Genomic DNA, 26,412 nt, shown 5'->3' on the forward strand with positions numbered 1-26,412 from the left:
TTTCTGCCTTTCAGGACCGAAGAAATGCGAGGGTAGTGAGATGAACGCAATGACGGGCACGTTGAATTCGACACAGCGGATGGACACCACCGCAGCCATTGCTGTCGCGCTGACGGTGGTCGGCTGGGCTTCTGCCTTTCCCGCCATCCGAGCCGGTCTCGCCGCGTTCGGACCGCTGGAACTCGGCGCGTTGCGCTTTGCCATCGCCGCGGTGCCGGCGGCGATCTTCCTGGCCGTGAAGCGCCCGGCGCTGCCCAGGCTCGACGAAGTGTGGCGTCTGGTGTTTGGCGGCGCCATCTTCGTCGCGCTCTACACCGTCATGCTCAATTTCGGCGAACTGACCGTCTCGGCCGGTGCCGCCGGCTTCATCATCAATGTCAGCCCGATCTTCACCGCCATCATGGCAATGGCGCTGCTCGGCGAGCGCTTCTCTGGCATGGCCTGGATCGGCACCGTGATTTCCTTCGCCGGCATTGGCGTCATCGCCATGGCCGACGGGCATGGCCTGTCATTTAACACCGGTGCTCTCCTGGTGCTTGGTTCGGCCTTGTGCTCGGCCGTCAACACCATCGTCCAGAAGCCGCTGTTTGCCCGCCACCATCCGTTGACCATTTCGGCTTCGAACATGGTGCTCGGCGCACTCTGCCTGTCGCCCTTCCTGCTGAGCGGCTTTGCGCAGGCCGCGGTTGCCAACACCGCCGGCCTCGGCGCTGTGATCTTTCTCGGCATCGTGCCCAGCCTCATCGCCTATGCCGCCTGGGCGACCGCGCTGTCGCGTCTGCCCGCCGCACGGGCCTCCAACTTCCTCTATCTGGTCTCGCCGATGTCCGCGCTGATCGGCTTCTTCTGGCTGGGCGAAGTCCCCACGCTGCTCGGCATAATCGGCGGTGCGCTGGCGCTGGGCGGTGTCATCGTGGTGAATTTGAAGAGATGAATATTGCCGTCCGTCCGTTTCCCTCATTCGGAACGATCCCTCGGTCAAACGCGTTTAGCCGGTGTTTATTCGACGGAGGTCCGAATGCCGGGTGCAACGACGCACCGACGCATGCAACTGGATGATCTATCCATTTTTTATCGCGAGGCAGGGCCGCCAGAAGCACCTGTCTTGCTCTTGCCGCACGGCTATCCCTGCTCTTCGTTCCAATTCCGCCGACTGATGCCGGCGCTCGCCGACCGCTGGCGAACGATTGCATTCGACTGGCCCGGCTTCGGATACAGTGGCACACCCGATCCGGCCGCCTTTGGCTATGATTTCGACGCCTATTCTGACGTGCTTTCCAAGCTTGCCGATGAATTCGGTCTCGAACGCTACGCCTTGTGGCTGCATGATTATGGCTCGCAGATAGGACTCCGGCATGCGATCTCGTATCCGGAGCGGATCAGTGCCCTGATCATCCAGAACGGCGACATCTACGAGGACGTGCTTGGCCCCAAATACGCCACGATCAAGGCTTGGTGGACCGACAAGACGCCCGACAGGCACCGTCCGCTCGAGGCCGCCGTGAGCGAGGATGGGTTCCGGGCCGAGTTCATCGGGGAAGTGGCTGACGACGTTGCCACGCGCGTGCCGCCCGATCTCTGGAGCCTTCACTGGCCATTGATGAACACGCCGGTTCGCCAGCAGATCGCCGTCGGTCTGATGGAGAAGCTGGAAGCCAATCTGACCTGGTTTCCGCGCTACCAGGCTTATTTGCGTGAACACCACCCGCCCACGCTGATCCTTTGGGGGCCAGAGGACGGCTATATGCCCGCGGCGTCGGCACGGGCCTATCATCGCGATCTGCCCGATGCGGAACTGCATCTGATCGAAGGGGCGGGTCACTGGCTGCTCGAGACACATTTCGACGACGCGATGCCGCTGGTCCGCGAGTTCCTGGCTCGTGTTCACGCCTGATCCCACCCGGCGTCGCTTGCTGCGCTCAGTTGCTGTCCCCTGTCTGAAGGAGAACCTCATGCCGACCAAACCGACCATCGCGCGCATCTGGCGCGGTCGCACCCGCCGCGACGTCGCCGACGCCTATGAGCCATACCTGCGTGCCGAGGGTATTCCGCCCCTCGACAAGACGGCGCTTGGCGTCCAATTGCTGCGCGAAGACCGCGATGCCGAGACGTGGTTCACGACCATCTCGTATTGGGCCGACATGCAAGCGATGACGGCCTTTACCAGAGGCGAACCGACCAAAGTCCATCATCTGGACCGCGATGCCGAGTTCCTGATCGAGTTGCCGGAGCGGATCGACATCCACCGGATACTTGTCGATCGTCAGGGACTGCGCTGAGCGGCGAATCTGGTGGTTCGCAATCTCGCCTTCTTCGCGGTGATGTCGCTGATCTGGGGGCTGACCTGGGCGGCGATCAAGCTCGGTCTCAATGACGTGCCTCCGCTACTGCTGGCGGCGGCGCGCTATTTGCTGACCGCCGCGCTTCTGGCAACAGCGGTGCGTGGAGCCGGCGCGGCATTCGCCCACGGGCGAACGGGGCGGACGGTGGTCTCGGCATTGCTGGTCAATACCGGCACCTACGGTCTGCTTTTCTGGGGAATGCAGCACGTGCCCTCGGGATTGTCGGGGCTGGTCAACCTGGCGCTGATCCCGATCCTGCTGTTCGCGATTGCCGCATTCACCGGCGAGGAGCGACCGACCTGGCGCCACGCTTCCGCGCTCGCTATCGGCAGCATCGGGCTGGTTGGGCTGTTCTGGACGCGGCTTGGCGCGGGAAGCGGTTCGAGCGGCATCGGGCTCGCTGCGATCGTCGTTGCGACCGCCTGTTATTGCTTCGGCAGTGTGGTTTCGCGCCCGCTGGTGGGCGCGGTCAAACCACTGGCGCTGACAATGGTCCAGGCTGCGATCGGCGGTGTTGCACTGCTTGCGCTGTCGCTCGTGCTGGAGCCGATCTCGGGTGAGACGCTCGAGGCGCTGCACACGCCGGCCGCCATCGGCAGTCTGCTGTTCCTGTCGCTGTTTGGCACGATCGTCGCCTATACGCTCTATCTCGTGCTGATGCGTGATTGGGGCACCGTCCGTGCCGGGCTCTACGCCTTCGTTTCGCCGATCGTCGCTTTGGCGGCAGGAGCCTGGCTTTTCGGCGAGGCGGTCGGCTGGGCTGAAATCGCCGGTGCGATCCTCCTGCTGGCGGCGGCTGCGATCGCGCTGCTCAGGCCGCCAGGCGAAAATCGCGGGTGACGGCATTGTCGGCCGATCTCCTTGGCTTGCCGGTCTCAAGCGGTGAAGCGATGGCCCGCAATCCGTCCGCAGCTATCGCCGCCCGAAAAGCCGCTCGATATCCGCCAGCTTGAGTTCGATATAGGTTGGCCGGCCGTGGTTGCAGGTGCCCGAGCCGGGCGTCGCCTCCATCTGCCGCAGCAGGGCATTCATCTCCTCGGCCTTGAGCAGGCGGCCGGAGCGCACAGAGCCGTGGCAGGCCATGGTCGCGGCTATTCTGTCCAGCCGCTCCTTCAGCGTGTCGACCGTGTCGTTGTCGGCGATCTCGTCGGCGAGGTCGCGCACCAATTGCCCGACATTGGTCTCGCCCAGCATCGACGGCGTCTCGCGCACCGCGACGGCGCCGGGGCCGAAGCGCTCGATGCCGAGACCGAAGCGGGCCAGCGTTTCCGAATGCAGCGCAAGCCGCTCGGCATCCTCCTCCGGCAGGTCGATGATCTCGGGCAGAAGCAGCATCTGCGAGGGCACCGGGCGCGAGTGCAGCGCATTCTTCAGCGCCTCGTAGACCAGCCGTTCATGCGCCGCATGCTGGTCCACGATGACAAGCGAATCCCTGGTCTGGGCGACGATGTAGTTCTCATGCACCTGCGCACGCGCCGCACCCAGCACCGCGCCGAGCAGCGTCTCGGTCGCCTCATCCTGCCCGGCACGCGCATCGGCACTGGCAAGCGGGCCGGCATCGAACGCCGCCTGCTCGTTTTCGCGCAAACCACGACGCTCGAAACCCGCACCGTCGAAACCCATATCGAGCGGCCGCTGCGACGACCGGGCGGGATCGAAGCCGGACGGACCCGAGGCGCGGTAGGCGGCGTCGTAGCTGCGGTGGCCGTTTGCCGGTCCGCCGTGGCCGTAGGATGCGGCCCCTGGCCGGAACGCCGCCATCATGCCGGCGGCCCCCGTGGTGGCGGCGCGGACGCCGGCATCGGCCAGTGCCTGTCGGATTGCCCCGACGATCAGTCCGCGCACAAGGCCGGGATCGCGGAAGCGCACATCGGCCTTGGCTGGATGGACATTGACGTCGACGATGGCCGGGTCGAGCGTCAGGAACAGCACCGTCACCGCATGGCGGTCGCGCGGCAGGACGTCGGCATAGGCACCGCGTATGGCGCCGGCGATCAGTTTGTCGCGCACCGGACGGCCGTTCACATAGGCATATTGCTGCAGCGCGTTGGCGCGGGTGAAGGACGGGATCGACACGTGGCCGGTCAGATGCACGCCTTCGCGCATCGCGTCGAGGGCAATGGAATTGTCCGGAAAGTCGGCACCCATCACTTGAGCGACACGGCGCAGGCTGCCTGCGGCGCTGTCGTCCGTCGCCGGCAGTTCCAGCGTCGAGCGGTCCGAGCCGGCCAGCGTGAAGCGCACGGCGGGGAAGGCGATGGCGATGCGCTTGACCACATCGCTGGTGGCCGAGCTTTCGGCGCGCTCGCCCTTCATGAACTTCAATCGGGCCGGCGTTGCGAAGAACAGGTCGCGCACCTCGACCGTGGTGCCGCGATTGGCCGCCGCCGGCCTGACAGGCAGGGCGCGGCCACCCTCGATGCCGATCTCGGCGGCGCTGTCACTTGCTGCCGTGCGCGAGCGGATCGACAGTCGCGACACCGAGCCGATCGACGGCAGCGCTTCGCCGCGGAAGCCCAGCGAGCGGATGTCGTTGATATCCTCGGTCAGCTTGGAGGTGCAGTGACGTGCGATCGCCAGCGCCAGCTCCCGTTCGGGAATGCCGGAGCCGTCATCGGTGACGCGGATCAGGTTCAGCCCGCCGCCGGCTGTGACGATCTCGACGCGTGAAGCACCGGCATCGAGCGCATTCTCGACCAGTTCCTTGACCACGCTCGCCGGACGTTCGATGACTTCGCCGGCGGCGATCTGGTTGATCATCGTTTCGGAAAGCTGGCGGATGGGCATGGCGCCACTATAGGCGGATTCGACGCCGATGAGGAAGCATTCGATGTCGGCGGAATAGCGATGATGCTGGCGGGACAGCACCCCCCTCTGGCCTGCCGGCCATCTCCCCCGCAAGGAGGGAGATCGGATGTCGCCACGGCTTCGCCAATCTGCAGCGCTGCAGGAAGGGCGGCGAGGCTGGAACTGCCAATCTCCCCACTTGCGGGGGAGATGTCCGGCAGGACAGAGGGGGGTGCTGTCCCGCCGACTTGCAAGGGACTGGGAGGCACTGCCCCTCATGCCTGAGCGGCCAGCCAGTCGCGCACCTTGCGGGCGTTGTCGCTGAGTTCCCGGTTCTTCGGCCAGACGACATAGAACGCCTTGCCGGTCTTCAGCACATGATCCGTCACCGGCACCAGCAAGCCCGACGCCAGCAACCGCTCGGCGAGGTGCCGCCAGCCGAGCGCGATGCCTTGGCCTTCCATGACGCCCTGGATCACCAGGCCGTAATCGTTGATGCGCAGGCCGCGCGCGGTATCGCTGAGATTGGCGCCCGCCGACTGGAACCATTCGTCCCAGCTGGCCGCCTCGCGATACGGCTCCTCCAGATGAATCAGGCGGTGCGTGGCCAGTTCGGCAGCGGATTTGGGCAGGCCGAACTTTGCCGCATAGCTGGTGCCGGCGACGGGAAATATCTCCTCGTCCGCCAGCGGCAACGAGTGATAGTCCGGCCAGTCCCGCGGCACGCCGCCACGCACGCCGAGCGGAATGCCTTCCGCGATGATGTCGAGGTCGCGGTCGGCGGTCTGGATACGCAGGTCGATGCCCGGCAGTTCGTCGCGGAACTGCTGCAGGCGCGGCATCATCCAGAACGAACCGAAGGCGGTCGAGGCGGCCAGCGTGACATGACCGCCGGTTGCCTGCAGGCGTAGATCCTCCGCCGATTTGCGGATATGCGAAAGCCCAAGCGAGACATCGGCATGGAAGCGCTCGCCGGCCTCGGTCAGGAGAACCTGGCGATGGCGGCGCTGGAACAGCTTGGCGCCAAGCTGTTCTTCCAGCCCGCGCACGGCATAGGAGACGGCGGCCTGCGTCATGCCGAGTTCGCGCCCGGCCGCGGTGAAGCTCGAAAGCCGCCCGGCCGCCTCGAAGACGATCAGGCTGCCGGCCGAGGGCAGGAGGTGGCGCAGGCTTCGCATAAGCTGAGCTTATACAAGAGATCAGGATTTTCCAGCGTCACATCACCATTTTGTCGCGCTAGGCTCCTTCATGAGTGGAATGGAGTTGCCATGAACGCACCGGCCCCTGAAGTGACCGAACATGCCAACCGCCGCAGTGGCGGCCGCCTGGGGCGCAAGGCGCTGCGCGGAGCCCCTGTAACGTCGTTCCCGACCCTGGTCCGCCAGATCCCCGTCTACCAGATGGTCCCCGATGAGGCGGTCGAGCTGATCCACGAGGAGTCGCTCTTGATCCTCGAAGAGGTGGGATGCGAATTCCGCGACGACGAGGCTATCGCGCTGTGGAAGGCGGCGGGCGCGGATGTCTCGGAAACTCGTGTGCGGATCGACCGGGCCCTGCTGATGGAACTGGTATCGAAGGTCCCGTCGGAGTTCACGCTCAATGCGAGGAATCCGCAGCGTACGGTGCGGGTGGGCGGCAACAATACCATCTTCGTGCCGATGTATGGCGCGCCCTATGTGCGTGACCTCGACAACAACAGGCGCTACGGCACGCTGGCCGACCTCAACAATTTCCACAAGCTCGCCTACATGGCGCCGGCGCTGCATTCATCGAGTTCGGTCATTTGCGAGCCGATGGAAATCGCGGTCCCGAAGCGTCACCTCCACATCATCCATTCCGCGCTAAAACATTCCGACAAGCCGTTCATGGGCATCGTCACGTCCAAGGAGCGGGCGGAAGACACGATGGCGATGGCGGGAATCGTGTTCGGCGAGGATTATGTCCGCGACAATCCGGTCCTGGTGTCGATCACCAATTGCAATTCGCCGCTGGTGTGGGACGCCACCATGCTGGACGCGATGAAGGTCTATGCGCGAAGCAACCAGCCGCTGATCCTCGCACCCTTCGCGCTGTGCGGCGCCTCGACTTCGGCGTCGGCCGTCGGGGCAGTTGCGCAGGTCAATGCGGAAGCGCTGGCGGGCGTCGCCTTCACGCAACTGCTGCGCCCGGGTTCGCCGCAGATCTACGGACAGTTCATGGTCACGGTGGACATGAAAACCGGCGCTCCGATGGGCGGCACGCCCGAGGCGGCGCAGATGATGTATCTGATGGGAGCCTTGGCGCGGAAATACCGGCTGCCGTGGCGCACGTCCGGATTCCATGTCGGGTCGAAGCTCAACGACGCCCAGGCGGGTTACGAGGCGAACATGCTGATGCATGCCGCCATCCTCGCCGGCGCCAACTACATCTGGCACTCCGCGGGATGGCTCGAGGCCGGCCTGACCTGCGGCTATTCGAAATTCGCCACCGACTGCGAACAGCTCATCGGCTGGTACAAATATGCCGGCGGTCTGCCGTTCGACGATTTCAAGGAAGCCATGGCGGCCATCCGCGAGGTGGGACCGCAGGGCCATTTCCTCGGCACCCAGCATACGCTGGAACATTTCGAATCCGCCTTCTTCATGCCCTCGATCATGGACTTCAATTCGTTCGAACAGTGGAAGGCGGAAGGGGCGAAGGACCACGACACGCGCGGCCGCGAGAAGGCGCGCAACATGCTGGCGGATTACGAGGAGCCGAAGCTCGACGAAGGCATCGCCGATGGCCTGATGGATTTCATCGCGCGGCGCGAGGAGAGGCTGCCGGACAGCGTCAGTTGACACGAAGAACCAAGATCAAAGGGAACCAGACGGGAGGAAAAAATGGCATTCTTCAGAAGCAGTGGCGATCGCGTGCCGAGCGCTATCGAGGCAATGGCGGTCGAAGCACGCGCGGGTCGTGTCGACCGGCGCGAGTTCCTGGCGCTGGCAAGCGCCTTCGGCGCATCGACGGCGCTTGCCTATGGCATGATCGGCCTTGCCGTGCCGGATCGGGCCTTGGCCGAAGAGCCGAAGAAAGGCGGAACGCTGCGCGTCTCGATGTCGGTGAAGGGGCAGAAGGATCCGCGCACCTACGACTGGGTTGAGCTGGCGAACATTTCGCGCTGCTGGCTGGAGCCGCTTGTCCGCTACACCAGGCAGTTCACCTTCGAGCCGGTCCTGCTCGAAAGCTGGGATATCAATGACGACGCCACCGAATACGTGCTGCATGTGCGCAAGGGCATCACATGGAACAATGGCGATGCCTTCAACGCCGATGACGTCGCTCACAATCTGACGCGCTGGTGTGAGAAGAATGTCGCTGGCAACTCCATGGCCGCCCGGGTCGGCGCGCTGATCGACGCAAAGACCGGCAAGGCCAGGGAAGGCGCGATCACCAAGGTCGACGACAACACGGTCAAGCTGAAGCTAAGCGAACCAGACATTTCACTGATCCCGAATTTCACCGACTATCCGGCGCTCGTCGTGCATCGCAGCTTCGATGCCGACGGTGCCGATCCGATCAAGAAGCCGATCGGCACCGGACCGTTCGAACTGGTCTCCTACGATGTCGGCCAGAAGGCGGTCGTCAAGCGTCGTGAGAATGGCAAATGGTGGGGTGGTGAAGCGCCGCTCGACAGCGTCGAGTTTGTAGACTACGGCACCGATTTCAACGCCACCGTGAACGCGTTCGAATCCGGTGAGATCGACCTCAATTTCGAGTCGCCCGCCGACTTCATCGACATTCTCGACAAGATGGATCTGGTGAAATCGGAGGTGGCGACGGCAACGACGCTGGTTGCCCGCACCAACATCACCCACAAGCCCTATGACGACAAGCGGGTGCGCAACGCCCTGCAAATGGCCGTCGACAACAATGCGGTCCTCCAACTTGGTTATGCCGGGCGAGGCACCCCTGGTGAAAACCACCACGTCGCCCCGATCCACCCGGAATACTATCCGCTGCCCAAGAAGACACGCGACGCCGCCGGCGCCAAGAAGCTAATGGCGGATGCCGGACAGGCTGATTTCGAGCATGAGCTGATCACCATCGAGGACGATTGGCAGAAGAATACCGGCGACGCCATTGCCGGCCAGCTGCGCGATGCCGGAATCAAGGTGAAGCGCACGGTGCTGCCAGGTTCGACCTTCTGGAACGACTGGACGAAATATCCCTATTCGATGACGATCTGGTACATGCGCCCGCTTGGCGTCCAGGTGCTGGCGCTCGGCTATCGCACCGGCGAGGCCTGGAATGAATCGGCATATTCCAACCCCGATTTCGACGCCAAGCTCAAGCAGGCGCTATCGCTCATCGACGTGGAGAAACGACGCGAGGTCATGAAGGATGTCGAGCAGATCCTGCAGGATTCGGGCGTCATTATTCAGCCGTTCTGGCAGAAGCTCTACAGTCACCAGAACAAGAAGGTGAAGAACTATGGTGTCCACCAGACATTCGAGATGGACCTTCAGAACGTCTGGCTGGACGGCTGAAACAAGGCGCGGCAGGACTTCATGAGCCGTAAAAAAGCCGATATGCAGGATACGTGGTATTGATAGGCTCAAGCCATCAAAAGCCGGAGATTCTGCATGAGACTGACAGTGCTCGTTGCCGCCCTTTCGATAGCCCTGCCGGCCGCCGCCGTCGCCGGACCGGCGTCCGATGCGGTGAAGTTCTTCTATGTCCCGGCGGTCAAGTTCGAGGCCGACGAACAATATCGGGACCGGTTCACCGAACCGGTGACGAAACTGTTCGAGCTGAACGACCAGGCAACGAAGAAGAACCCGGACCAGGTCGCCTGCATCGATTTCGATCCTGGTCTCGACGCCCAGGATTTCGATCAGAAAACCGTCTCGAAAACGCTGAAACTGTCTGAGAAGCTGGATGGCGACAACGCACAGGTCACGGCATCCTTCAGCCTGTTCTCCGAAGGCGATGATTCCAAACGTGAAATGCTCTGGTCGCTCAAGAAGATCGACGGCAAGTGGAAGATATCGGACATCGCTTCCAAGACCAGCGACTGGACGCTCAGTGCGCTGGAATGCATGGCCGGCCAGACGCCGGAGTGAAGCGATGGCCCATCGCCGGTTCCTGGCACTGTCGGGTGTGTGCCTGCTGGCGGCTCTGAGCGGCGCCGCCGCGCAAGGCCTGTTGGGTGCGCCGCCGGCAAACGCCCCTGCTGACGCCGCGCCGGGCGACAGCGGGGCACCGCCCGCAAATGCGCCGGGCGGAGCGGCGGAACCGGTCACGCCGCCGGTTGGATGGTCGCCTGCCGAAGCCGCGCCCGCCGCACCGATCCAGCCGGGCTCGCCGACCGCCGTGGTGCGGCCGTTTTACGATCAGGTCGGGCTGGAGATCGATCCAGCCGAGCGAAGCCATTTCATCGACCCGGCCAAAACCGTGCTCGACAAGAGCGACGCCTTGCGCAAATCCGGGCAGGGCGAGTGCCTCGACCCCAACATGGCGCTCGACAATGCCGATTACGACAAGGCCGAGATCGACAAGAGCCTGAAGACGCTCGAGGCGATCAACGGTAACCAGGCCAAGGTCATCGTCGCCTTCGTCATATCGGGCAACCCGCACCGGCTGGAATGGAAATTCAAGAGGGTCGACGGCGACTGGAAGATATCGGACCTGCTGTCGGTGACCGGCGAATGGGCACTCAGCCAATATCAGTGCGAATGAACCGGCGATGAAGCTTCGCTTTTGGCTCGCCATCGTACTAGTCGGGCTCGGCGCTGCCGGGGGCGTGTTCGACTGGCACATCGGCACGATACTGGTCGCTCGCCAGCCGCGGCAAGCTCTGGCAGCGCCTGGCGACTTCCCCATCGAGCGCGTCGTACTCGACCAGGCCGATGCGCCCGAGCTTGTCGGCTGGGTAGCCGAACGAAAGGGCAGTTGCGGTGCGATTGTGCTGCTACATGGGCGCGGCGCCAACAGGCTGGCCTTGGTTCAAAAGGCGAAGCTCTTGTTTGACGCTGGCTATTCCGTTGTCTTGTTCGACCTATCCGGTCATGGAGAGAGCGGTGGCGCCGTTCAGGGCTTCGGGTATTCGGAAGGCCCGGACGCCGCCCGTATTATTACCTTTGCTCGGCAACGCTTTCCAGGCCAGAAGCTTGGCGCTATCGGCTCGTCGCTTGGCGCCGCCGCACTTGTCTTTGCCGCGCCGCAAGCGCCTGCCGATGCCTATGTGCTGGAGCAGCTCTACGCAACCTTGCGCGAAACCACAGCGTGGCGAATGCCTTTTCACTTCTGGCGCGGTTTCCAAGCCGATGTCCTTTTGGCACAGATGCCGCTTCGTCTCGGGTTGAGCGCCGATGATGTCAAGCCGGTCGACCATCTTGCTGCTATCGGCAAGCCGCTGATGCTGCTTGCAGGCAGCACCGACCCTTTCATCGATCATGGACAGGTGCTGGCGCTGCAGAATGCTGCCGCTGGTTCACAACTCGTCTGGTTTGGAGGCGCAGGCCATGTCGATCTGCTGCGCTACGACCAACTGCGCTACAGCGATGCTATCTTTTCCTTTCTTGCAACAAAGCTCTGCCGGACGGGTGCCATCCATGGTTGACGTTCGCTCAACCCCGCCCGCGATAGGGCGCCACCCCGGTGTCGGGCAGCCAGGCGCCTTCGGGCGGAGCGCCGGTTTGCCAGAACACATCGATCGGAATGCCGCCGCGTGGATACCAATAGCCGCCTATGCGCAACCACAGCGGCTTGGTTGCCGCCACGATGCGGCGGCCGATCATGACGGTGCAGTCTTCATGGAAGGCGCCATGGTTGCGAAACGAGGTCATGAACAGCTTGAGCGACTTCGATTCCACCAGAGCCGCATCGGGTGCGTAGTCGATGACGATATGGGCGAAGTCCGGCTGGCCGGTAACGGGGCACAGCGAGGTGAATTCCGGACAGGTGAAGCGCACGATGGCTGGCGGGCCGTCGCCGCGCGAAAACGGTACGGTCTCCAGGACCGCTGCTTCGGGGCTTTGTGGCGTCTCGACGTGCGCGCCGAGCTGGGTGAGGGTTTTGGTGTCGATCATGGGCCCAATCCTTGTCGCATGCGCCCGCAGTGCGTGCGGGACGACATGCTTGAAAACGAATTTTGCCGCTCATTAGCACAATTTGAAACCGCAGGAAGACGATGACCAGCAACGATCCGCTTCTCCAGCCCTACCAGCTCAAACACCTGACGCTGAAGAACCGGGTCATGTCGACCAGCCATGAGCCGGCCTATTCCGAGGACGGCATGCCGAAACAGCGCTACCGGCTCTACCATGCCGAGAAGGCCAAGGGCGGCATGGCGCTGACCATGACCGCCGGCTCGGCGATCGTCTCCCGCGACAGCCCGGCCGCTTTCGGCAATCTGCATGTCTATGACGACGGGATCGTGCCGTGGCTGGCCGAGCTCGCCGACGCCTGCCACGAGCACGACTGCAAGGTGATGATCCAGATCACCCATCTCGGCCGCCGTACCGGCTGGAACAAGGCCGACTGGCTACCGGTGCTCTCGGCCTCGCCTGTGCGTGAGCCGGCGCATCGCGCATTCCCGAAGACGATCGAGGACTGGGACATCGAGCGCATCGTTGCGGACTATGCTTCGGCCGCCCAGCGCTGCGAGGCCGCCGGCCTCGACGGCATCGAGTTCGAATCCTACGGCCATCTGATGGACGGCTTCTGGTCGCCGGCCACCAACCATCGCGACGACGAGTTCGGCGGCTCGCTCGACAACCGCCTGCGCTTTACCAACATGGTGCTCGATGCCGTGCGGGCAGCCGTCGGCGACAAATTCGTCGTCGGCATCCGCATGGTCGCCGACGAAGATTTCGAAAAAGGCCTGTCAAAGGCGGAGGGGATCGAAATCGCCAGGCGGCTGGCGGGCTCCGGCAAGGTCGATTTCCTCAACATCATTCGTGGCTCGATCGAGAGCGATGCGGCGCTGACCAAGGTCATCCCGGTAACCGGCATGCGCTCTTCGCCGCATCTCGATTTCGCCGGAGAGGTGAGGGCGGCGACGAAATTCCCGACCTTCCACGCGGCGCGCATATCCGACGTCGCCACCGCACGCCACGCCATCGCCACCGGCAAGCTCGACATGGTCGGCATGACCCGCGCCCATATCGCCGATCCGCACATCATCAAAAAGGTGATGGAGGGGCGCGAGCATGAGATCCGCCCGTGCGTGGGCGCCACCTATTGTCTCGACCGCATCTATGAGGGCGGCGAAGCGCTTTGCGTCCACAATGCCGCGACCGGCCGCGAGGCCGAAATCCCGCATATCATCGTCAAGACCGAAGGGCCGAAGCAGAAAATCGTGGTCGTCGGGGCCGGCGCCGGCGGGCTGGAGGTTGCGCGGGTCGCGGCCGAGCGCGGCCACAAGGTGATGGTGCTTGAAGCATCGAGCCAGGCCGGCGGGCAGGTGCGATTGGCGACGCAGAACCCGCGCCGCAAGGAGCTGATCGGTATCATCGACTGGCGGGTGGCCGAACTCGATCGGCTCGGCGTCGAGATCCGCTACGACACCTGGGCGGAAAAAGACGATGTCCTGGCGCTGTCGCCCGATGTGGTGGTGGTCGCTACCGGCGGCCTGCCGCAGAACCCGCCGCTGACGGCCGGCGACAACCTTGTCACCTCGAGCTGGGACATCATGGCCGGCAGCGTCAAGCCGGCCGAAAATGTGCTGCTCTATGACGACAATGGCGGCCATCAGGGCATGGGCGCCGCCGAACTGATCGCCAATGCCGGCTCGAAACTCGAGCTTGTATCGCCGGAGCGTTTCTTTGCCCCGGAAATGGGCGGCATGAACCATGTGCCCTATATCAGGGCCTTTCAGGAAAAGGGCGTCACCATCACCATCAACACGCGGCTGCGTTCGGTGCGGCGCGAGGGCAATCAACTGATCGCAGAGCTGGCTTCGGATTTCGCCGATGGCTGGCGCGGCGAGCGCAGGGTCGACCAGGTGGTGGTCGAGCACGGTACGCTGCCGCTCGACGATCTCTACCTATCGCTGAAGCCTCTGTCGAAGAATGGCGGTGCGGTCGACTACGAACGGCTGGTGAGTGGTGGCGACATCTTTCCCAAGCGCAATCCAGAAGGCGGCTTCGTGCTGTTCCGCATCGGCGATGCGGTCGCCTCGCGCAACATCCATGCCGCCATCTATGATGGCATCAGGTTCGGCTTGCGGATCTGAAATTAGCTATCGCGAGGATCGGTGGCGCGCGGTCGGACCTGCGTACGAGAGCCCGTATACTTTGGTCTGGCCGCGCGCCCGCACGTCATTGGCTCGTCGCCAGACAACGTACGATTCTGTGAGCTTGTGCTGCGTGGCGGCGCTCAAAACATTCTGGCCGTGGCCATGCACAGCACGGTCAGCACCAGCAGCCCCCCGGCGATGCGCTCGCCTCTTGTCATCTTCGCGCGCAACTGGCTTTCCGTTGCCGCATCAGCACCGGCAAGTTGCCTGCTGGCTGAGCCCACCAGCGCGCCTTGCACGCCGGCGGCGATCAGGGCCGTCACGATGCCCAGCGCCAGCACCTTCTCCATCGAGCCGAAAACGCCCTCGTGAAAGAAATACCAGAGCAGTATGCCGGTCAGGAAAACCAGACCGGCAGCGCCCATTTGCGGCCGGAAGAACCGTTCCGCCCGGATGTCCGGGTCACGGCCGACCGCGATCGTCGTACCCGCCCAGAATACACCTGCCATGACATGAAGGCCGATAACGACGATGTAGACATATTGCATGACCGGATTTCCTCTTTAGCCCGCCATCTCTCGGTAATTAGATATCAAATGGTTAGATGTCAATGTATAAGTCGCGCCAGTTCCATCCGTGCATGACACCGTCTAGTGTCCTGCAATGACACCCTTCGAACGCCCGCCAGTCGGCATGAATCTCGGACGAACCGCCAAGCTGGTTGCCCAGGCCTTCGACGCTGCCCTGGTCGAGGCCGGTGGCACGCTGCCGGTCTGGCTCACTCTGCTGTCGGTCAAGTCGAGCAAGCTTGCCAATCAGCGTGAACTCGCCGGCATGATCGGCATCCAAGGCGCGACGTTGACCCACCATCTCAACGCGATGGAGGCGCAGGGCCTGCTGACGCGCCGCCGCGATCCCGTCAACCGCCGGGTTCATCTGGTCGAACTGACCGCGGCCGGAGAAGCGATGTTCGAGACATTACGAAAGGCCGCGTTGTCTTTTGACAAGCGGCTGCGGGTCGGACTGTCCGACGAGCGGCTGGCGGAGTTCGCGCAGGTGCTGGCCGTGTTGCGGGCGAATGTGGGATGATCTTGGTGGGATCGACAGGCCTTGTTTGATCCGAGTTGCTCTACTATATGACCACTCTAGTCATTTTGGAGCAAGCCATGCGCGAGATTCAGTTGAAGGATGCCAAGGCAACACTTTCAGCGGTGGTCGATCAAGCCGTCGCCGGGACGCCTGCCGTCATCACCCGTCACGGGCGCAAGCAGGCTGTCATTCTGTCTTTCGAAGACTATGAAAGGCTTTCGCGCGTGCCAAGTTTTGGACAATTGTTGGCGGCCTTCCCTGGTGACCTTGGCGATATTCCGCCTCGTTCCCGCAAACCGGCTCGCAAGGTCGCGTTGTAACGCGGTCGATGTTTCTGCTGGATACCAATATCATCTCGGCAATGGCGCCGTCCAAGAAAGCGGATCGGCATGCATTGGCGACTTGGCTCGACCAGGCGAGCAACCATCTGTTCCTGTCCGTTGTCACCGCATCCGAAGTTGCCGCTGGAATAGCGAAGGCCGAACGTGAGGGTGCGACAACAAAGGCGAACTCGCTGCGCGGCTGGTGGCAAGCGGTTCAGCACCTTTATGGAGAAAGAGTGCTTCCCTTCGATTTGCGCGCCGCGCATGCTGCGGGACTAATCCGGGATCGGGCGAGGGCGCACCGGCCTGGATTTGAAGACATAGCGATCGCTGCCACTGCCGAGGTCCATGGTTTAACGATACTGACGGACAACGAGCGTCATTTCGCGCCACTTGGTGTGCCAATGCTCAATCCGCTGAAGAGCTTGCCGTCTTTGCCGGCTCAGTCGTCGTAGCCCTGGATTGTCCCAAAAGTGTAATGGCGCAGCTTCAGAGCGGTGATCAGGTTGGTCAGCTTCGTCTTGCCGTCGAACGCGTTCTGGAACATCTCGTCATGCATCAGCAGGATCAGCTTGCCGGGTTTGACGAAGCGGCCATAGCCGAACAGGTGATCGATCTCGCTGACCAGATGATCGACGCTCTGCACCGGCTCGCCGTTGTCCTTGTGCACCCATTCATGGTCCCAGCCGTAGAGATAGAAGCCTGAGGCCGCGACAAACTCGTAATCGGGCTCTTCACGCCCCTCCTGGGCGAGGCCAAGCGAAGTGTCGTTCTTCGACATGGAGGGCAGCCTGAACACGTCGCGCCCCGGCAGCCTTGCATGCACCACGGGCTTCAACCCGAGCACCGCGTTTGCCCGTACCATGTCGGCGACGACACCTTCGGTGTCGCCGTAAAAATGCCGGTAGTGATTGTAAGCATGGCTGTAGCTGTGGTTGCCGAGCGTCACCAGAGGAAGCTGCTTGGCGCGCTGAACGATCGCTCTGTTGGCGGCGCTAGCCTGTGCGTGCATGCCGACCATGAATAGGGTTGCAGGAACCTGCTCGGCTTCCAGCACATCGAGGATATTGCTTGTGCCGTTCAGCGGCCCATCGTCGAAGGTAAGATAGATTATGCGATCGGCCCCTTGGGCGGGAACCGCAAAATTCAAAAGCGCCGCCAGCACAAACCGAAACGTTGTCATCAGCCCCGATAGCCGGTTGCGATCACGATAAAGCCGCCATGTCCACAACGGCTTGTCAAGGCGAGCCGGTGCATGTCGCCCAAAAGTGCGCAGCGGTTTTGGGATAACGACATGCACAAACAAAAAGGCAAACCTATGCCAGGCTTCCTTGCAGCACCGTCAGCTTGGCCTTCTTGGGCATGCGGGCGGTCAGCCATTCCAGCGCCTTGTCGTGCGGCATCGGGAAGGCGATGGAGTAGCCCTGCACCTGGTCGCAGCCGATCGCCATCAGCGAATTGAGCTCGGCCTCGGTTTCGGCGCCCTCTGCGACGATCGAGATGCCAAGGCCACGCGCCAGCTCGGTGATGGCGCGGACGATCTTCGAGTTGTCGCCATTCTCATGGATGTTCTGGACGAAGCGGCGATCGATCTTCAGCCGGTCGATCTCGTTCGGGTTGACATGGCTGAGCGAAGCATAGCCGGTGCCGAAATCATCGAGTTCAAGATGGACGCCGGCTGCCCGGATGTGCCGCAGCTTGGCCGCGATGCCCGTCTTTTCGTCGTCGAGGATGACGGATTCGACGATTTCCAGCGACAGTTTCTGCGGCGGCAGCCCCGCCTTTTCCAGCGTCTCGAACAAGAACGCATCGAAGTCATGCTCGCGCAGCTCGGTGCCGGAAACATTGACGGCAAGCCGTCCGAAGGCAATGCCGGCGCGATTCCATTCGGCCGCCTCGTTGATCGCCTTGGTGATGACGATGCGGCCGATCTCGGGCATGAAGCCGCATTTCTCGGCGACCGGAATGAACTCGCCGGGCGGGATCATGCCGCGCTCCGCATGGTTCCAGCGCACCAGCGCCTCGATGCCGCTGATCGTGCCGTTGGTCAGCGAGACCTGCGGCTGGAAATAGACCTGGAACGCCCGCTCCGCGATGGCGACCTTGATGTCGTGCTCGAGCTGCTTGCGATAGTCGAGTTCGCGGCGCAGCTCCTCGGAGAAGAAGGAGAAATTGCCGCCGCCAAGCTTCTTGGCGGAGTAAAGCGCCAGATCGGCGTGGACCAGCAAATCCCCAGCATTGTCGGCGTCGATCGGATAGACCGCGATGCCGGCGCTGGCGCCTGGGAGAATGGTCGTGCCCTGGAAGACGATCGGCTCGTTGATGTGTGCCAGGATGCGGCGCGCCAGCATATTGATGTCTTCGGTGCCGCCGGCGCCGCCGAGGATCATGACGAACTCGTCGCCTCCCAGGCGCACGCACAGATCCGACGCCCGGCAGGAATCGCGCATGCGCTGTGCTGTGACGACCAGCACATAGTCGCCGGCGGCGTGGCCGAGCGTATCGTTGATCTGCTTGAATCGGTCGAGATCGAGCTGGACGACGGCAAGGCGTTCGCGACGCCGGTGCGTGCCCTTGATCAGCGTGTCGAAATGATCGGTCAGGAACGTGCGGTTGTGCAGGCCGGTGAGGCCGTCATGCACCGCGATGAAGGCCATGGAATTGCGCGCGTCGATCAATTCATGCGTCTTGCGCAGGATGGCGTTCGACATCGGCCTGAAGATGAACAGCGCCACCAGTATGATGACGCCGATTGTGGCGTAGAACAGCGTGCGATGGAGAGCGAGCAGCTTCTCGGAGCGGTCGTCGGCGTCGGCAGTGATCCGCTGGCCGAGCGCGGCGTAGCCCGACAAGGTCGCATTGGCGACAGAGGCGTCGAGATTGACGCGTTCGCCGCCGCCCTTGTAACCGCCATTGCCGCTGAATTGCGATTCATAGGCCGAGATCAGGCGGTCCCCATTGGCGATCAACCCGACCGAGAAATAGTCGAGGTGGAAGGGCTTGGCGAAAAGCACGCTTTCGATCGACTTCGGGTCGAGCTTGGCCGGCGATTGCGGATCGGCTCCCGTCTGATCGAGCAGCAGGTCGTAGTTCGTCTCGAACTCCGCCGTTGCCTGCTTGAGCGCGCTGACCAGCGCCGGTTGCTTGTCGCGTGAACCGGCACCCGTTGCACTGGCAAGGAAGACGATGCGCTGCGACAGCGTCTTTTGCGTGCTGACGATGTCGAGCAAGGTGTGATTGTGCTGTTGGGTGGCCATCATCTGCTGCAGCAGGATGAAGGAGGCGATCACCATGGCCGCAATGATCAGCAGGGCCAGCCAATAGCCAGCCTTGATCAGCAGTATGAGCTTGCCTGAAACGGTTTGCACCGGCTGCTGCGACATTTTCGGGGGCGGCCCTCTCGCCTACGGATTCTTGCCTAAAGATTCTTGTATGAGCACCATTGAACTGCAAACGTTAACAGGACCGGAAATCGACGGCTGCCCGGCGAGGGGCGGCTGTCGAAAGATCGCGAAATGGTTATCGGCTCGTTTAGCGCCGTACCGGCATTTGAGCGGTCATCGGCCAGCCCCCTTTGTCGCGGCGTCGTTCCGCGGCTGCATGATGATCGACATCGGGGCCGCATCGTGCTGCTTGCCACCGGTCCGGTCGTTTTTGCGATGGATTTTTCGCGCGGACGAGACGACAGTCAGCCCACATCAAACGAGGCCGACTATGACCGCAGCATTCCTCTCCCACATCGACAGCGAACTCGCGGGGCTCAAATCGGCAGGCCTCTACAAGTCGGAGCGGGTGATCACTTCGACGCAGTCGGCCGAGATCGAGGTCGGCGGCGACAAGGTGCTGAATTTCTGTGCCAACAACTATCTCGGCCTCGCCGACAGCGCCGACTTGCGTGCGGCGGCCAGCCAGGCGCTCGACCGCTATGGCTACGGCATGGCATCGGTGCGCTTCATCTGCGGCACGCAGGAAGAGCACAAGCAGCTCGAGGCGACGATTTCATCCTTCCTCGGCCTGGAAGACACCATCCTCTACGGCTCTTGCTTCGACGCCAATGGCGGCCTGTTCGAGACGTTGCTCGGTGAGGACGACGCGATCATTTCCGATGCGCTGAACCACGCCTCGATCATCGACGGCGTGCGGCTGTCGAAGGCCAAACGCTTCCGCTACGCCAACAACGACATGGCCGATCTCGAGGCGCGCCTGAAGGAAGCCAAGGACTGCCGCTTCCGGCTGATCGCCACCGATGGGGTGTTTTCGATGGATGGCATCATCGCCAATCTCCGGGGTGTCTGCGATCTCGCCGAGCAATACGACGCCATGGTGATGGTCGACGACAGCCATGCCGTCGGCTTCGTCGGCCAGAACGGCCGCGGCTCGGCCGAGCATTGCGGCGTCGAGGGCAGGGTCGATATCATCACCGGGACGCTCGGCAAGGCACTCGGCGGCGCGTCCGGCGGTTACACCTCGGGCAAGAGGCAGGTGGTCGACTGGCTGCGCCAGCGCTCACGGCCCTATCTCTTCTCCAACACGCTAATGCCGGCGATCGCCGGCGCTTCGATCAAAGTGTTCGAGTTGATCAAAGACGGCGATGGGCTGCGCGACAAACTCTACGACAATGCGGCGCGCTTCCGGTCGCAGATGGGCAAACTCGGCTTCACGTTGGCCGGTGCCGACCATCCGATCATTCCGGTGATGCTGGGCGATGCCAGCCTAGCGCAGGAGATGGCCGCGCGCATGCTGAAGCGCGGCATCTATGTCATCGGCTTCTCCTTCCCGGTGGTGCCGAAAGGGCAAGCCCGCATCCGCACGCAGATGTCGGCGGCCCATTCCAGCGCCGATATCGACCGCGCGGTGGAAGCGTTTGCCGCCGTCGGGCGCGAACTCGGCGTCATTTCCTGACAGGCCAGAATCGAAAGCGATTCCGGATCAAGAGATTCAAGGGACAAAAGCATGTCGAACATGATGAAGGCGCTGGTGAAGGCCAAGGCCGAACCGGGCATCTGGATGGAAGAGGTGCCGGTGCCGGAAATCGGCCCCAACGACGTGCTGATCAAGATCAAGAAGACGGCGATCTGCGGCACCGACGTGCATATCTACAATTGGGACCAGTGGGCGCAGAAGACGGTGCCGGTTCCGATGGTGACTGGTCACGAATTCGTCGGCACCGTTGCCGATTTCGGCACCGCGGTCACCGAATACAAGGTCGGCCAGCGTGTGTCGGGCGAAGGCCACATCGTTTGCGGTCATTGCCGCAACTGCCGCGCTGGGCGAGGGCATCTCTGCCGCAACACGCTCGGTGTCGGCGTCAACCGTCCCGGCGCCTTCGGCGAATATCTGGCAATCCCGCAGCACAATGTCGTGTCGATCCCCGACGATGTGCCCGACGAGATCGCCGCCATCTTCGATCCCTTGGGCAATGCCGTCCACACGGCACTGTCCTTCGATCTGGTCGGCGAGGATGTGCTTGTCACCGGCGCCGGGCCGATCGGCATCATGGGCGCGCTCGTCGCCCAATGCGTCGGCGCGCGCAAAGTGGTCATCACCGACATCAACCCGGTGCGGCTGGCGCTGGCCAAGAAACTCGGCGTCCAGCATGTCGTCGACGCCTCGAAGGAAAAGCTGCGCAACGTCATGCCGGCGCTTGGCATGACCGAAGGCTTTGACGTCGGCCTCGAAATGTCGGGCGCCGCCCCCGCCTTCCGCGACATGATCGACACCATGAACAATGGCGGCAAGATCGCCATTCTGGGCATCGCGCCGACCGGCTTCGAGATCGACTGGAACAAGGTCATCTTCAAGATGCTGCATCTCAAGGGCATCTATGGCCGCGAGATGTTCGAAACCTGGTACAAGATGATCGCGCTTGTGCAGGGCCCGCTGGATGTTTCCGGGCTTATCACGCACCGCATCGGCATCGACGATTTTCAGATCGGTTTCGATGCGATGCGTAGCGGCAGTTCCGGCAAGGTGGTGATGGACTGGTAGATGCCGCCGCCCTACCGCAGAATTCTGTTTTTCATCAGCCATTTCACGGAGCGGGGCCACGCGTAGTTCGCACCCATGCGAAGATCGGTAAACCCCTCCGAAACATGTCTCCCGGTTTCGGCGTCAAGGATGCGAATGAACATAGTATGTTCTGTTCGGTTGACGCGCGTTACGACGCCAAGCAAGGCAAGCGACGCGCCGTGCTCCTTGGCAATCGGGCCTTCACAACCAGCGCAGTTGCGCAATCCGTGCGGCGCAGCAGCCTGTGTATCCCTCGCCGGCACATCAATTACTGTAAAACGCCCAGACTTGGAGAGCATGTCCCTCGCAACTTGTGCCGATTCCGACAGATAGCGCCTGTCATATTCATCCGGGGGAATTATTCCCGCCCCGGCGCTCTTATCCTCCAATTCGAAAGGGAACACTTCGATCGACATCGGCTTTGTCTGCTGGGCCTGCGCAAATGTGCAGGTGCCTACAAGCAGCGTCACCAGGACACTTAATGTGCGAATGCTCATCGTAGTCCTCCCGTCGGTGTGATGGGCATTATACGCGGCCTGACAACGCAAATCACGATCAAATCGAAGGCAATGCTATGCTTTGGCTGTGGTGGGAGCTCCCACGCAGTCTCGCTCGAACTCCGTCGTCCAGAGTGATTGGCTTGATCTTGGACTAGCTCGGGACCAGGCATTGGTCTCCAATGCAGCCAGTCCGCTGGTGATCGCCGCGCGCTCTTCAGCACTTAATCTTGCCAGCAAATCCCGTTCGAACGCCTTCGCCAGCGGCACCATCTCGCGATAGGCGGCAAGCCCCGTTCCGGTCAGCGTCAGATGTTCGATACGGCGGTCTTTTTCGTCCGGTTTTCGCGTCAGCCAGCGACGCCGTTCGAGTTCGGCGACAGCGCGCGAAACCTTTGTCTTGTGCATGGCCGACTGTTCGCCCAACGCCGTCGCCGTCATCGTGCCACGCTGTCCGAGCCCGGCCAGCGTGCGCCATTCGGGACGCGTGAGGCCGTGACGATCCTTGTATATCCTCGAGAATTCCCGGCTGACGGCCTCGGCAAGCCGGTGGAGCCGGTAGGGCAGGAAATTTTCCAGATTGAGAATTTCAGGCGCGTCGGACGCTTCGCTCTTGATCACCATTTTTCAAAGTCGCCATTGATGGTTACATTTTCAATGGTTACAAATGAAACCAGTTTGGTCAATTGATATCCATTTCGGGAGGAAGCAATGGCCTTTTCCTATATGCCGGGCTTCGGCAACGACTTCGAAACCGAGACGCTGCCCGGCTCGCTGCCGCAGGGACGGAATTCGCCGCAGCGGCCGGCCTACGGTCTTTATGCCGAACAGCTTTCCGGCTCTCCCTTCACCGCGCCGCGCGGCACCAATGAGCGCTCCTGGCTGTACCGCATCCGACCGAGCGTCAAGCACACTGGGCGTTTCAAGGCGGCCAGCTATCCCTTGTGGAAGACCGCTCCCAATGTCGGCGATCATGAACTGGCGCTTGGCCAGTATCGCTGGAATCCGGTGCCGATGCCGAAGGAGCCGACCGATTTTATCAAGGGCATGCGCAGCATCACCACATCAGGCGATGTGCTCGGGCAGACCGGCATGGCAGCTCATGTCTATGTCGCCAACCGCTCGATGGCGGACGATCATTTCTTCAACGCCGACGGCGAGTTGCTGGTCGTGCCGCAGGTCGGCGCCTTGCGCTTCGTCACCGAGATGGGCGTCATAGAGCTTCGGCCCGGCGAGATCGCCGTGCTGCCACGCGGTCTGGTCTTCAAGGTCGAGCTGGTCGACAAGGAAGTGCGCGGCTATGTCTGCGAAAACTACGGTGCTAAGCTGACGCTGCCCGACCGTGGCCCGATCGGCGCCAATTGCCTGGCCAATCCGCGCGATTTCAAGACGCCTTGCGCCTGGTTCGAGGAGAAGGAAACGCCTTGCCGGCTGACGGTGAAATGGTGCGGCAATTTCCATGTCACCGAGATCGGCCATTCGCCGCTGGACGTCGTTGCGTGGCACGGCAATTACGCGCCCTACAAATATGATCTGGCGACCTTTTCGCCGGTCGGAGCGCTGCTGTTCGACCATCCCGACCCGTCCATCTTCACGGTGCTGACCGCACCGAGCGGCGAGGAGGGCACGGCCAATATCGACTTCGTCATCTTCCCGCCGCGCTGGCTGGTGGCCGAAGATACCTTCCGGCCACCCTGGTACCACCGCAACATCATGAGCGAGTTCATGGGCCTGATCCATGGCCAGTACGACGCCAAGGAAGAAGGCTTTGTGCCCGGCGGCATCAGCCTGCACAATCTGATGCTGGCCCATGGGCCGGATGCGCCTGGCTTCGAAAAGGCCTCGCGCGCGGACCTGAAACCGGTCAAGCTCGACAACACCATGGCGTTCATGTTCGAGACCCGATTTCCGCAGATGCTGACCCGCTACGGCGCCGAACTCGAAACCCGGCAGGACAATTACATCGACTGCTGGGCGGATCTGAAGAAGCGTTTCAACGGCAGGCCCGAGGGCGACTGGTCTTGAGCACCGAGCCAATGCCGGATCGGTTGGTGCTTTTGGGCTCGAAGGGTGGCCCGGCATTGCGGCCGGGTGGTCCATGGCCAAGCTCGTCGGTTCTGCAGATGGGCGGCCGCTGCATCGTCGTCGATTGCGGCCTTGGCGTGACGCGCGGTCTGGTCGACGCCGGCATCGGGCTGAAGGCGCTCGACCTGATCTTCATCACGCATCTGCATTCCGATCACGTGCTGGAACTGGGGCCGCTGATCCACACCGCCTGGACGGCGGGTCTGGCGGCGCCGGTCCAAGTGTTCGGTCCGCCCGGCACCGGCCACTACTGGCGGCGCTTTTGCCAGGCGATGGAGTTCGACATTGCAATACGCATCGTCGATGAGGGTCGGCCGGATATTCGCCACCTGGTGTCGATCGTCGAATTCGGCGAAGGCCAGGTGATCGAACAACGCGGCTTGACGGTTTCGGCGCTGCGCGTCGAGCATCCGCCGGTGACCGACTGTTTTGCCCTGCGCTTCGAGCATGGCGGGAAAAGCGTGGTGTTCTCCGCCGACACGGCCTTCTTTCCGCCATTGGCTGATTTCGCGAAAGGCGCCGATATCCTGGTCCACGAAGCCATGCTGGAAGAAGGCATCGAGCGGCTGGTGGCCAGGACCGGCAATGGTGCGCGGCTGAAAGACCACCTGCTCGCCAGCCACAGCTTTGCCGAAGAGGCCGGCAGCATCGCCAGCGATGCCGGGGTGAAGAGACTGGTGCTCAATCACCTCATTCCAGCCGACGATCCCGGGATCGGCGAGGCCGATTGGACTGCCGCTGTCAGGAAAACATGGGCCGGCGACTTGACGATCGCCCGCGACGGCCTTGTTGTGGGCCTAAGCAGCGGGAAAGCTGCACAAGGAGAGGAAATCGCATGAAGCTTGCCACATTGAAGGACGGGACGCGCGACGGAAAACTCGTCGTCGTCTCGCGCGACCTGACACGCTTCACCGACGCCTCGTTCCTGGTGCGCACGCTGCAGGCGGCGCTCGACGACTGGCGCCGCATCGCCCCGCATCTCGCGACAATAGCGGAATCGCTTGAGAACAATGCGATGCCGGCCGAGCGCTTCCACGAGCATGACGCCCACTCGCCGCTGCCGCGCGCCTATCAATGGGCCGACGGCTCGGCTTACGTGAACCATGTCGAGCTGGTGCGCAAAGCGCGCGGCGCCGAGATGCCGGCAAGCTTCTGGACCGACCCGCTGATCTACCAGGGCGGCTCGGATTCTTTCATTCCGCCACGCGATCCGATCCGCATGGCTGACGAGGCCTTCGGCATCGACATGGAAGGCGAAGTCGCCGTCATTGTCGACGACGTGCCGATGGGCGCCAACCTCGAAGAAGCGCGCGCTGCGATCCGGCTGGTGATGCTGGTCAACGACGTCACGCTGCGCGCACTCACCGGACCGGAACTGGCCAAAGGTTTCGGTTTTTTCCAATCAAAGCCGTCCTCGGCGTTTTCGCCTGTCGCAGTCACGCCGGACGAACTGGGTGACGCCTGGGATGGCGGCAAGGTCAGCCTGCCGCTGCTCGCCGACCTCAACGGCAAGCCGTTCGGCCGGGCCAATGCCGGTATCGACATGACCTTCGACTTCCCGGCGCTGATCGTTCACGCGGCAAGGACACGGCCATTGGCCGCCGGCACGATCATCGGCTCGGGGACCGTCTCCAACAAGCTCGACGGCGGGCCGGGCAAGCCTGTTTCGGCCGGTGGCGCCGGCTATTCCTGCATCGCCGAACTGCGCATGATCGAGACGATCGTGTCAGGCGAACCCAAAACGCCGTTCCTGCGCTTCGGCGACACGGTGCGCATCGAGATGAAGGACAAAACCGGGCATTCGATCTTCGGCGCCATCGAGCAGAAGGTCGAAAAATACGAGAGGTGAGGGCATGACGGGGGTCTATCTGCTGGCTGGTGTCTGGGCACTCGCCATACTGGCGGTCTTCATCCAGTCGATCCGGCTGAGCTACCGCATCGAGGCGCGCTCGCCTGACCTGACCAACCGCAGCGGCTTTCCGCGCAAGGCGATGATGTTCCACACCATCACCAACATGAAAGTCGCGGGATGAGGAGACGCAAGCCATGCGGCGACGCATGAACGGGCTGCTGTT

The 26,412-nt window shown here is 62.6% G+C and carries 27 protein-coding genes; 19 read left to right on the forward strand and 8 right to left on the reverse strand.

Going from position 1 to position 26,412, the window contains the following annotated elements:
• The first annotated feature begins 40 nt into the window (after nt 1–40).
• The 4 genes from NKH52_RS25720 (at nt 41) to NKH52_RS25735 (ending at nt 3,182) form a co-directional block, all read left to right on the forward strand.
• A complete protein-coding gene (locus NKH52_RS25720; protein ID WP_352734811.1) occupies nt 41–934 on the forward strand; it encodes a DMT family transporter in 894 nt (297 codons plus the stop codon).
• A gap of 84 nt (nt 935–1,018) precedes the next feature.
• On the forward strand, nt 1,019–1,894 hold the full coding sequence (locus tag NKH52_RS25725) for an alpha/beta fold hydrolase (RefSeq protein ID WP_352721295.1): 876 nt from the start codon (nt 1,019–1,021) through the stop codon (nt 1,892–1,894).
• Nucleotides 1,895–1,952: 58 nt separating this feature from the next.
• A complete protein-coding gene (locus NKH52_RS25730; RefSeq protein ID WP_352734813.1) occupies nt 1,953–2,279 on the forward strand; it encodes an antibiotic biosynthesis monooxygenase family protein in 327 nt (108 codons plus the stop codon).
• Between the two features lie 12 nt (nt 2,280–2,291).
• Nucleotides 2,292–3,182: a DMT family transporter gene (locus NKH52_RS25735; protein WP_127288980.1), complete on the forward strand. Its 891-nt coding sequence runs from the start codon at nt 2,292–2,294 to the stop codon at nt 3,180–3,182.
• 72 nt (nt 3,183–3,254) lie between these two features.
• Here the strand turns inward: NKH52_RS25735 and mutL are convergent, their stop codons facing one another.
• On the reverse strand, nt 3,255–5,129 hold the full coding sequence (mutL, locus tag NKH52_RS25740; RefSeq protein WP_352734873.1) for a DNA mismatch repair endonuclease MutL: 1,875 nt from the start codon (nt 5,127–5,129) through the stop codon (nt 3,255–3,257).
• Nucleotides 5,130–5,404: 275 nt separating this feature from the next.
• Nucleotides 5,405–6,307 carry a LysR substrate-binding domain-containing protein gene (locus NKH52_RS25745; protein WP_352734816.1) on the reverse strand — a complete coding sequence of 301 codons (903 nt, stop codon included), beginning with the start codon at nt 6,305–6,307 and terminating at the stop codon, nt 5,405–5,407.
• Between the two features lie 90 nt (nt 6,308–6,397).
• Here NKH52_RS25745 and NKH52_RS25750 point away from each other — a divergent pair, with 90 nt between their 5' ends.
• The 5 genes from NKH52_RS25750 (at nt 6,398) to NKH52_RS25770 (ending at nt 11,715) form a co-directional block, all read left to right on the forward strand.
• On the forward strand, nt 6,398–7,948 hold the full coding sequence (locus NKH52_RS25750) for a trimethylamine methyltransferase family protein (RefSeq protein WP_013532332.1): 1,551 nt from the start codon (nt 6,398–6,400) through the stop codon (nt 7,946–7,948).
• Between the two features lie 42 nt (nt 7,949–7,990).
• Nucleotides 7,991–9,640, forward strand: coding sequence for an ABC transporter substrate-binding protein (locus NKH52_RS25755; protein ID WP_352734818.1), 1,650 nt, complete (start codon nt 7,991–7,993; stop codon nt 9,638–9,640).
• 96 nt (nt 9,641–9,736) lie between these two features.
• A complete protein-coding gene (locus tag NKH52_RS25760) occupies nt 9,737–10,216 on the forward strand; it encodes a DUF3828 domain-containing protein (protein WP_352734820.1) in 480 nt (159 codons plus the stop codon).
• A 4-nt stretch (nt 10,217–10,220) separates the two neighbouring features.
• A complete protein-coding gene (locus tag NKH52_RS25765) occupies nt 10,221–10,832 on the forward strand; it encodes a hypothetical protein (RefSeq protein ID WP_352734822.1) in 612 nt (203 codons plus the stop codon).
• A gap of 7 nt (nt 10,833–10,839) precedes the next feature.
• Complete coding sequence (locus NKH52_RS25770) at nt 10,840–11,715, forward strand: alpha/beta hydrolase (RefSeq protein WP_352734824.1); 876 nt, start codon at nt 10,840–10,842, stop codon at nt 11,713–11,715.
• A gap of 7 nt (nt 11,716–11,722) precedes the next feature.
• Here NKH52_RS25770 and queF read toward each other — a convergent pair whose 3' ends face one another.
• The gene (gene queF, locus NKH52_RS25775) at nt 11,723–12,184 is read right to left on the reverse strand and encodes a preQ(1) synthase (protein WP_010915503.1); all 462 of its coding nucleotides are present in this window, start codon (nt 12,182–12,184) and stop codon (nt 11,723–11,725) included.
• Nucleotides 12,185–12,285: 101 nt separating this feature from the next.
• On the opposite strand from queF, the gene NKH52_RS25780 reads away from it, so the two are divergent.
• On the forward strand, nt 12,286–14,331 hold the full coding sequence (locus NKH52_RS25780; protein WP_352734826.1) for an oxidoreductase: 2,046 nt from the start codon (nt 12,286–12,288) through the stop codon (nt 14,329–14,331).
• Between the two features lie 143 nt (nt 14,332–14,474).
• Here the strand turns inward: NKH52_RS25780 and NKH52_RS25785 are convergent, their stop codons facing one another.
• Entirely contained in the window at nt 14,475–14,882 is a 408-nt protein-coding gene (locus NKH52_RS25785) for a hypothetical protein (protein ID WP_127258021.1), read from the reverse strand.
• Nucleotides 14,883–14,997: 115 nt separating this feature from the next.
• On the opposite strand from NKH52_RS25785, the gene NKH52_RS25790 reads away from it, so the two are divergent.
• From NKH52_RS25790 to NKH52_RS25800, 3 genes are all read left to right on the forward strand, one after another.
• The gene (locus tag NKH52_RS25790; RefSeq protein WP_128305073.1) at nt 14,998–15,423 is read left to right on the forward strand and encodes a MarR family winged helix-turn-helix transcriptional regulator; all 426 of its coding nucleotides are present in this window, start codon (nt 14,998–15,000) and stop codon (nt 15,421–15,423) included.
• 77 nt (nt 15,424–15,500) lie between these two features.
• Nucleotides 15,501–15,743, forward strand: a complete 243-nt coding sequence (locus NKH52_RS25795) for a type II toxin-antitoxin system Phd/YefM family antitoxin (RefSeq protein WP_023813576.1) — start codon at nt 15,501–15,503, stop codon at nt 15,741–15,743.
• An 8-nt stretch (nt 15,744–15,751) separates the two neighbouring features.
• Complete coding sequence (locus NKH52_RS25800; RefSeq protein WP_352734828.1) at nt 15,752–16,201, forward strand: type II toxin-antitoxin system VapC family toxin; 450 nt, start codon at nt 15,752–15,754, stop codon at nt 16,199–16,201.
• Here NKH52_RS25800 and NKH52_RS25805 read toward each other — a convergent pair.
• Nucleotides 16,189–16,929: a polysaccharide deacetylase family protein gene (locus NKH52_RS25805; RefSeq protein ID WP_352734830.1), complete on the reverse strand. Its 741-nt coding sequence runs from the start codon at nt 16,927–16,929 to the stop codon at nt 16,189–16,191. The two genes, NKH52_RS25800 and NKH52_RS25805, sit on opposite strands and share 13 nt — an antisense overlap.
• Before the next feature lie 133 nt (nt 16,930–17,062).
• Nucleotides 17,063–19,129 carry a putative bifunctional diguanylate cyclase/phosphodiesterase gene (locus tag NKH52_RS25810; protein ID WP_023813579.1) on the reverse strand — a complete coding sequence of 689 codons (2,067 nt, stop codon included), beginning with the start codon at nt 19,127–19,129 and terminating at the stop codon, nt 17,063–17,065.
• Between the two features lie 331 nt (nt 19,130–19,460).
• Between NKH52_RS25810 and NKH52_RS25815 the strand changes: the two genes are divergently transcribed.
• Nucleotides 19,461–20,648, forward strand: coding sequence for a glycine C-acetyltransferase (locus NKH52_RS25815; RefSeq protein ID WP_352734832.1), 1,188 nt, complete (start codon nt 19,461–19,463; stop codon nt 20,646–20,648).
• A 51-nt stretch (nt 20,649–20,699) separates the two neighbouring features.
• Nucleotides 20,700–21,734 (forward strand): L-threonine 3-dehydrogenase, encoded by a 1,035-nt coding sequence (gene tdh, locus NKH52_RS25820; RefSeq protein WP_352734834.1) that lies wholly within the window; start codon nt 20,700–20,702, stop codon nt 21,732–21,734.
• A gap of 11 nt (nt 21,735–21,745) precedes the next feature.
• On the opposite strand, the gene NKH52_RS25825 is transcribed toward tdh, so the two are convergent.
• Both NKH52_RS25825 and NKH52_RS25830 read right to left on the reverse strand, forming a co-directional pair.
• A complete protein-coding gene (locus tag NKH52_RS25825; RefSeq protein ID WP_128305078.1) occupies nt 21,746–22,252 on the reverse strand; it encodes a DUF2380 domain-containing protein in 507 nt (168 codons plus the stop codon).
• A 75-nt stretch (nt 22,253–22,327) separates the two neighbouring features.
• Complete coding sequence (locus tag NKH52_RS25830) at nt 22,328–22,876, reverse strand: MarR family winged helix-turn-helix transcriptional regulator (protein WP_352734836.1); 549 nt, start codon at nt 22,874–22,876, stop codon at nt 22,328–22,330.
• Between the two features lie 87 nt (nt 22,877–22,963).
• Here NKH52_RS25830 and hmgA point away from each other — a divergent pair, with 87 nt between their 5' ends.
• From hmgA to NKH52_RS25850, 4 genes are read left to right on the forward strand one after another with little or no spacing between them, the layout of a single operon-like run.
• Nucleotides 22,964–24,277 (forward strand): homogentisate 1,2-dioxygenase, encoded by a 1,314-nt coding sequence (hmgA, locus tag NKH52_RS25835; RefSeq protein ID WP_352734838.1) that lies wholly within the window; start codon nt 22,964–22,966, stop codon nt 24,275–24,277.
• An 11-nt stretch (nt 24,278–24,288) separates the two neighbouring features.
• Nucleotides 24,289–25,176, forward strand: a complete 888-nt coding sequence (locus tag NKH52_RS25840) for an MBL fold metallo-hydrolase (protein WP_352734875.1) — start codon at nt 24,289–24,291, stop codon at nt 25,174–25,176.
• The gene (locus NKH52_RS25845) at nt 25,173–26,186 is read left to right on the forward strand and encodes a fumarylacetoacetate hydrolase family protein (RefSeq protein WP_352734840.1); all 1,014 of its coding nucleotides are present in this window, start codon (nt 25,173–25,175) and stop codon (nt 26,184–26,186) included. Before NKH52_RS25840 ends, NKH52_RS25845 begins: the two co-directional genes overlap by 4 nt.
• A gap of 4 nt (nt 26,187–26,190) precedes the next feature.
• On the forward strand, nt 26,191–26,370 hold the full coding sequence (locus tag NKH52_RS25850; protein WP_352734842.1) for a hypothetical protein: 180 nt from the start codon (nt 26,191–26,193) through the stop codon (nt 26,368–26,370).
• The last annotated feature ends 42 nt before the right edge of the window (nt 26,371–26,412 follow it).

The sequence above is a fragment of the Mesorhizobium sp. M1066 genome (genome assembly GCF_040318635.1).
GTDB lineage: Bacteria > Pseudomonadota > Alphaproteobacteria > Rhizobiales > Rhizobiaceae > Mesorhizobium.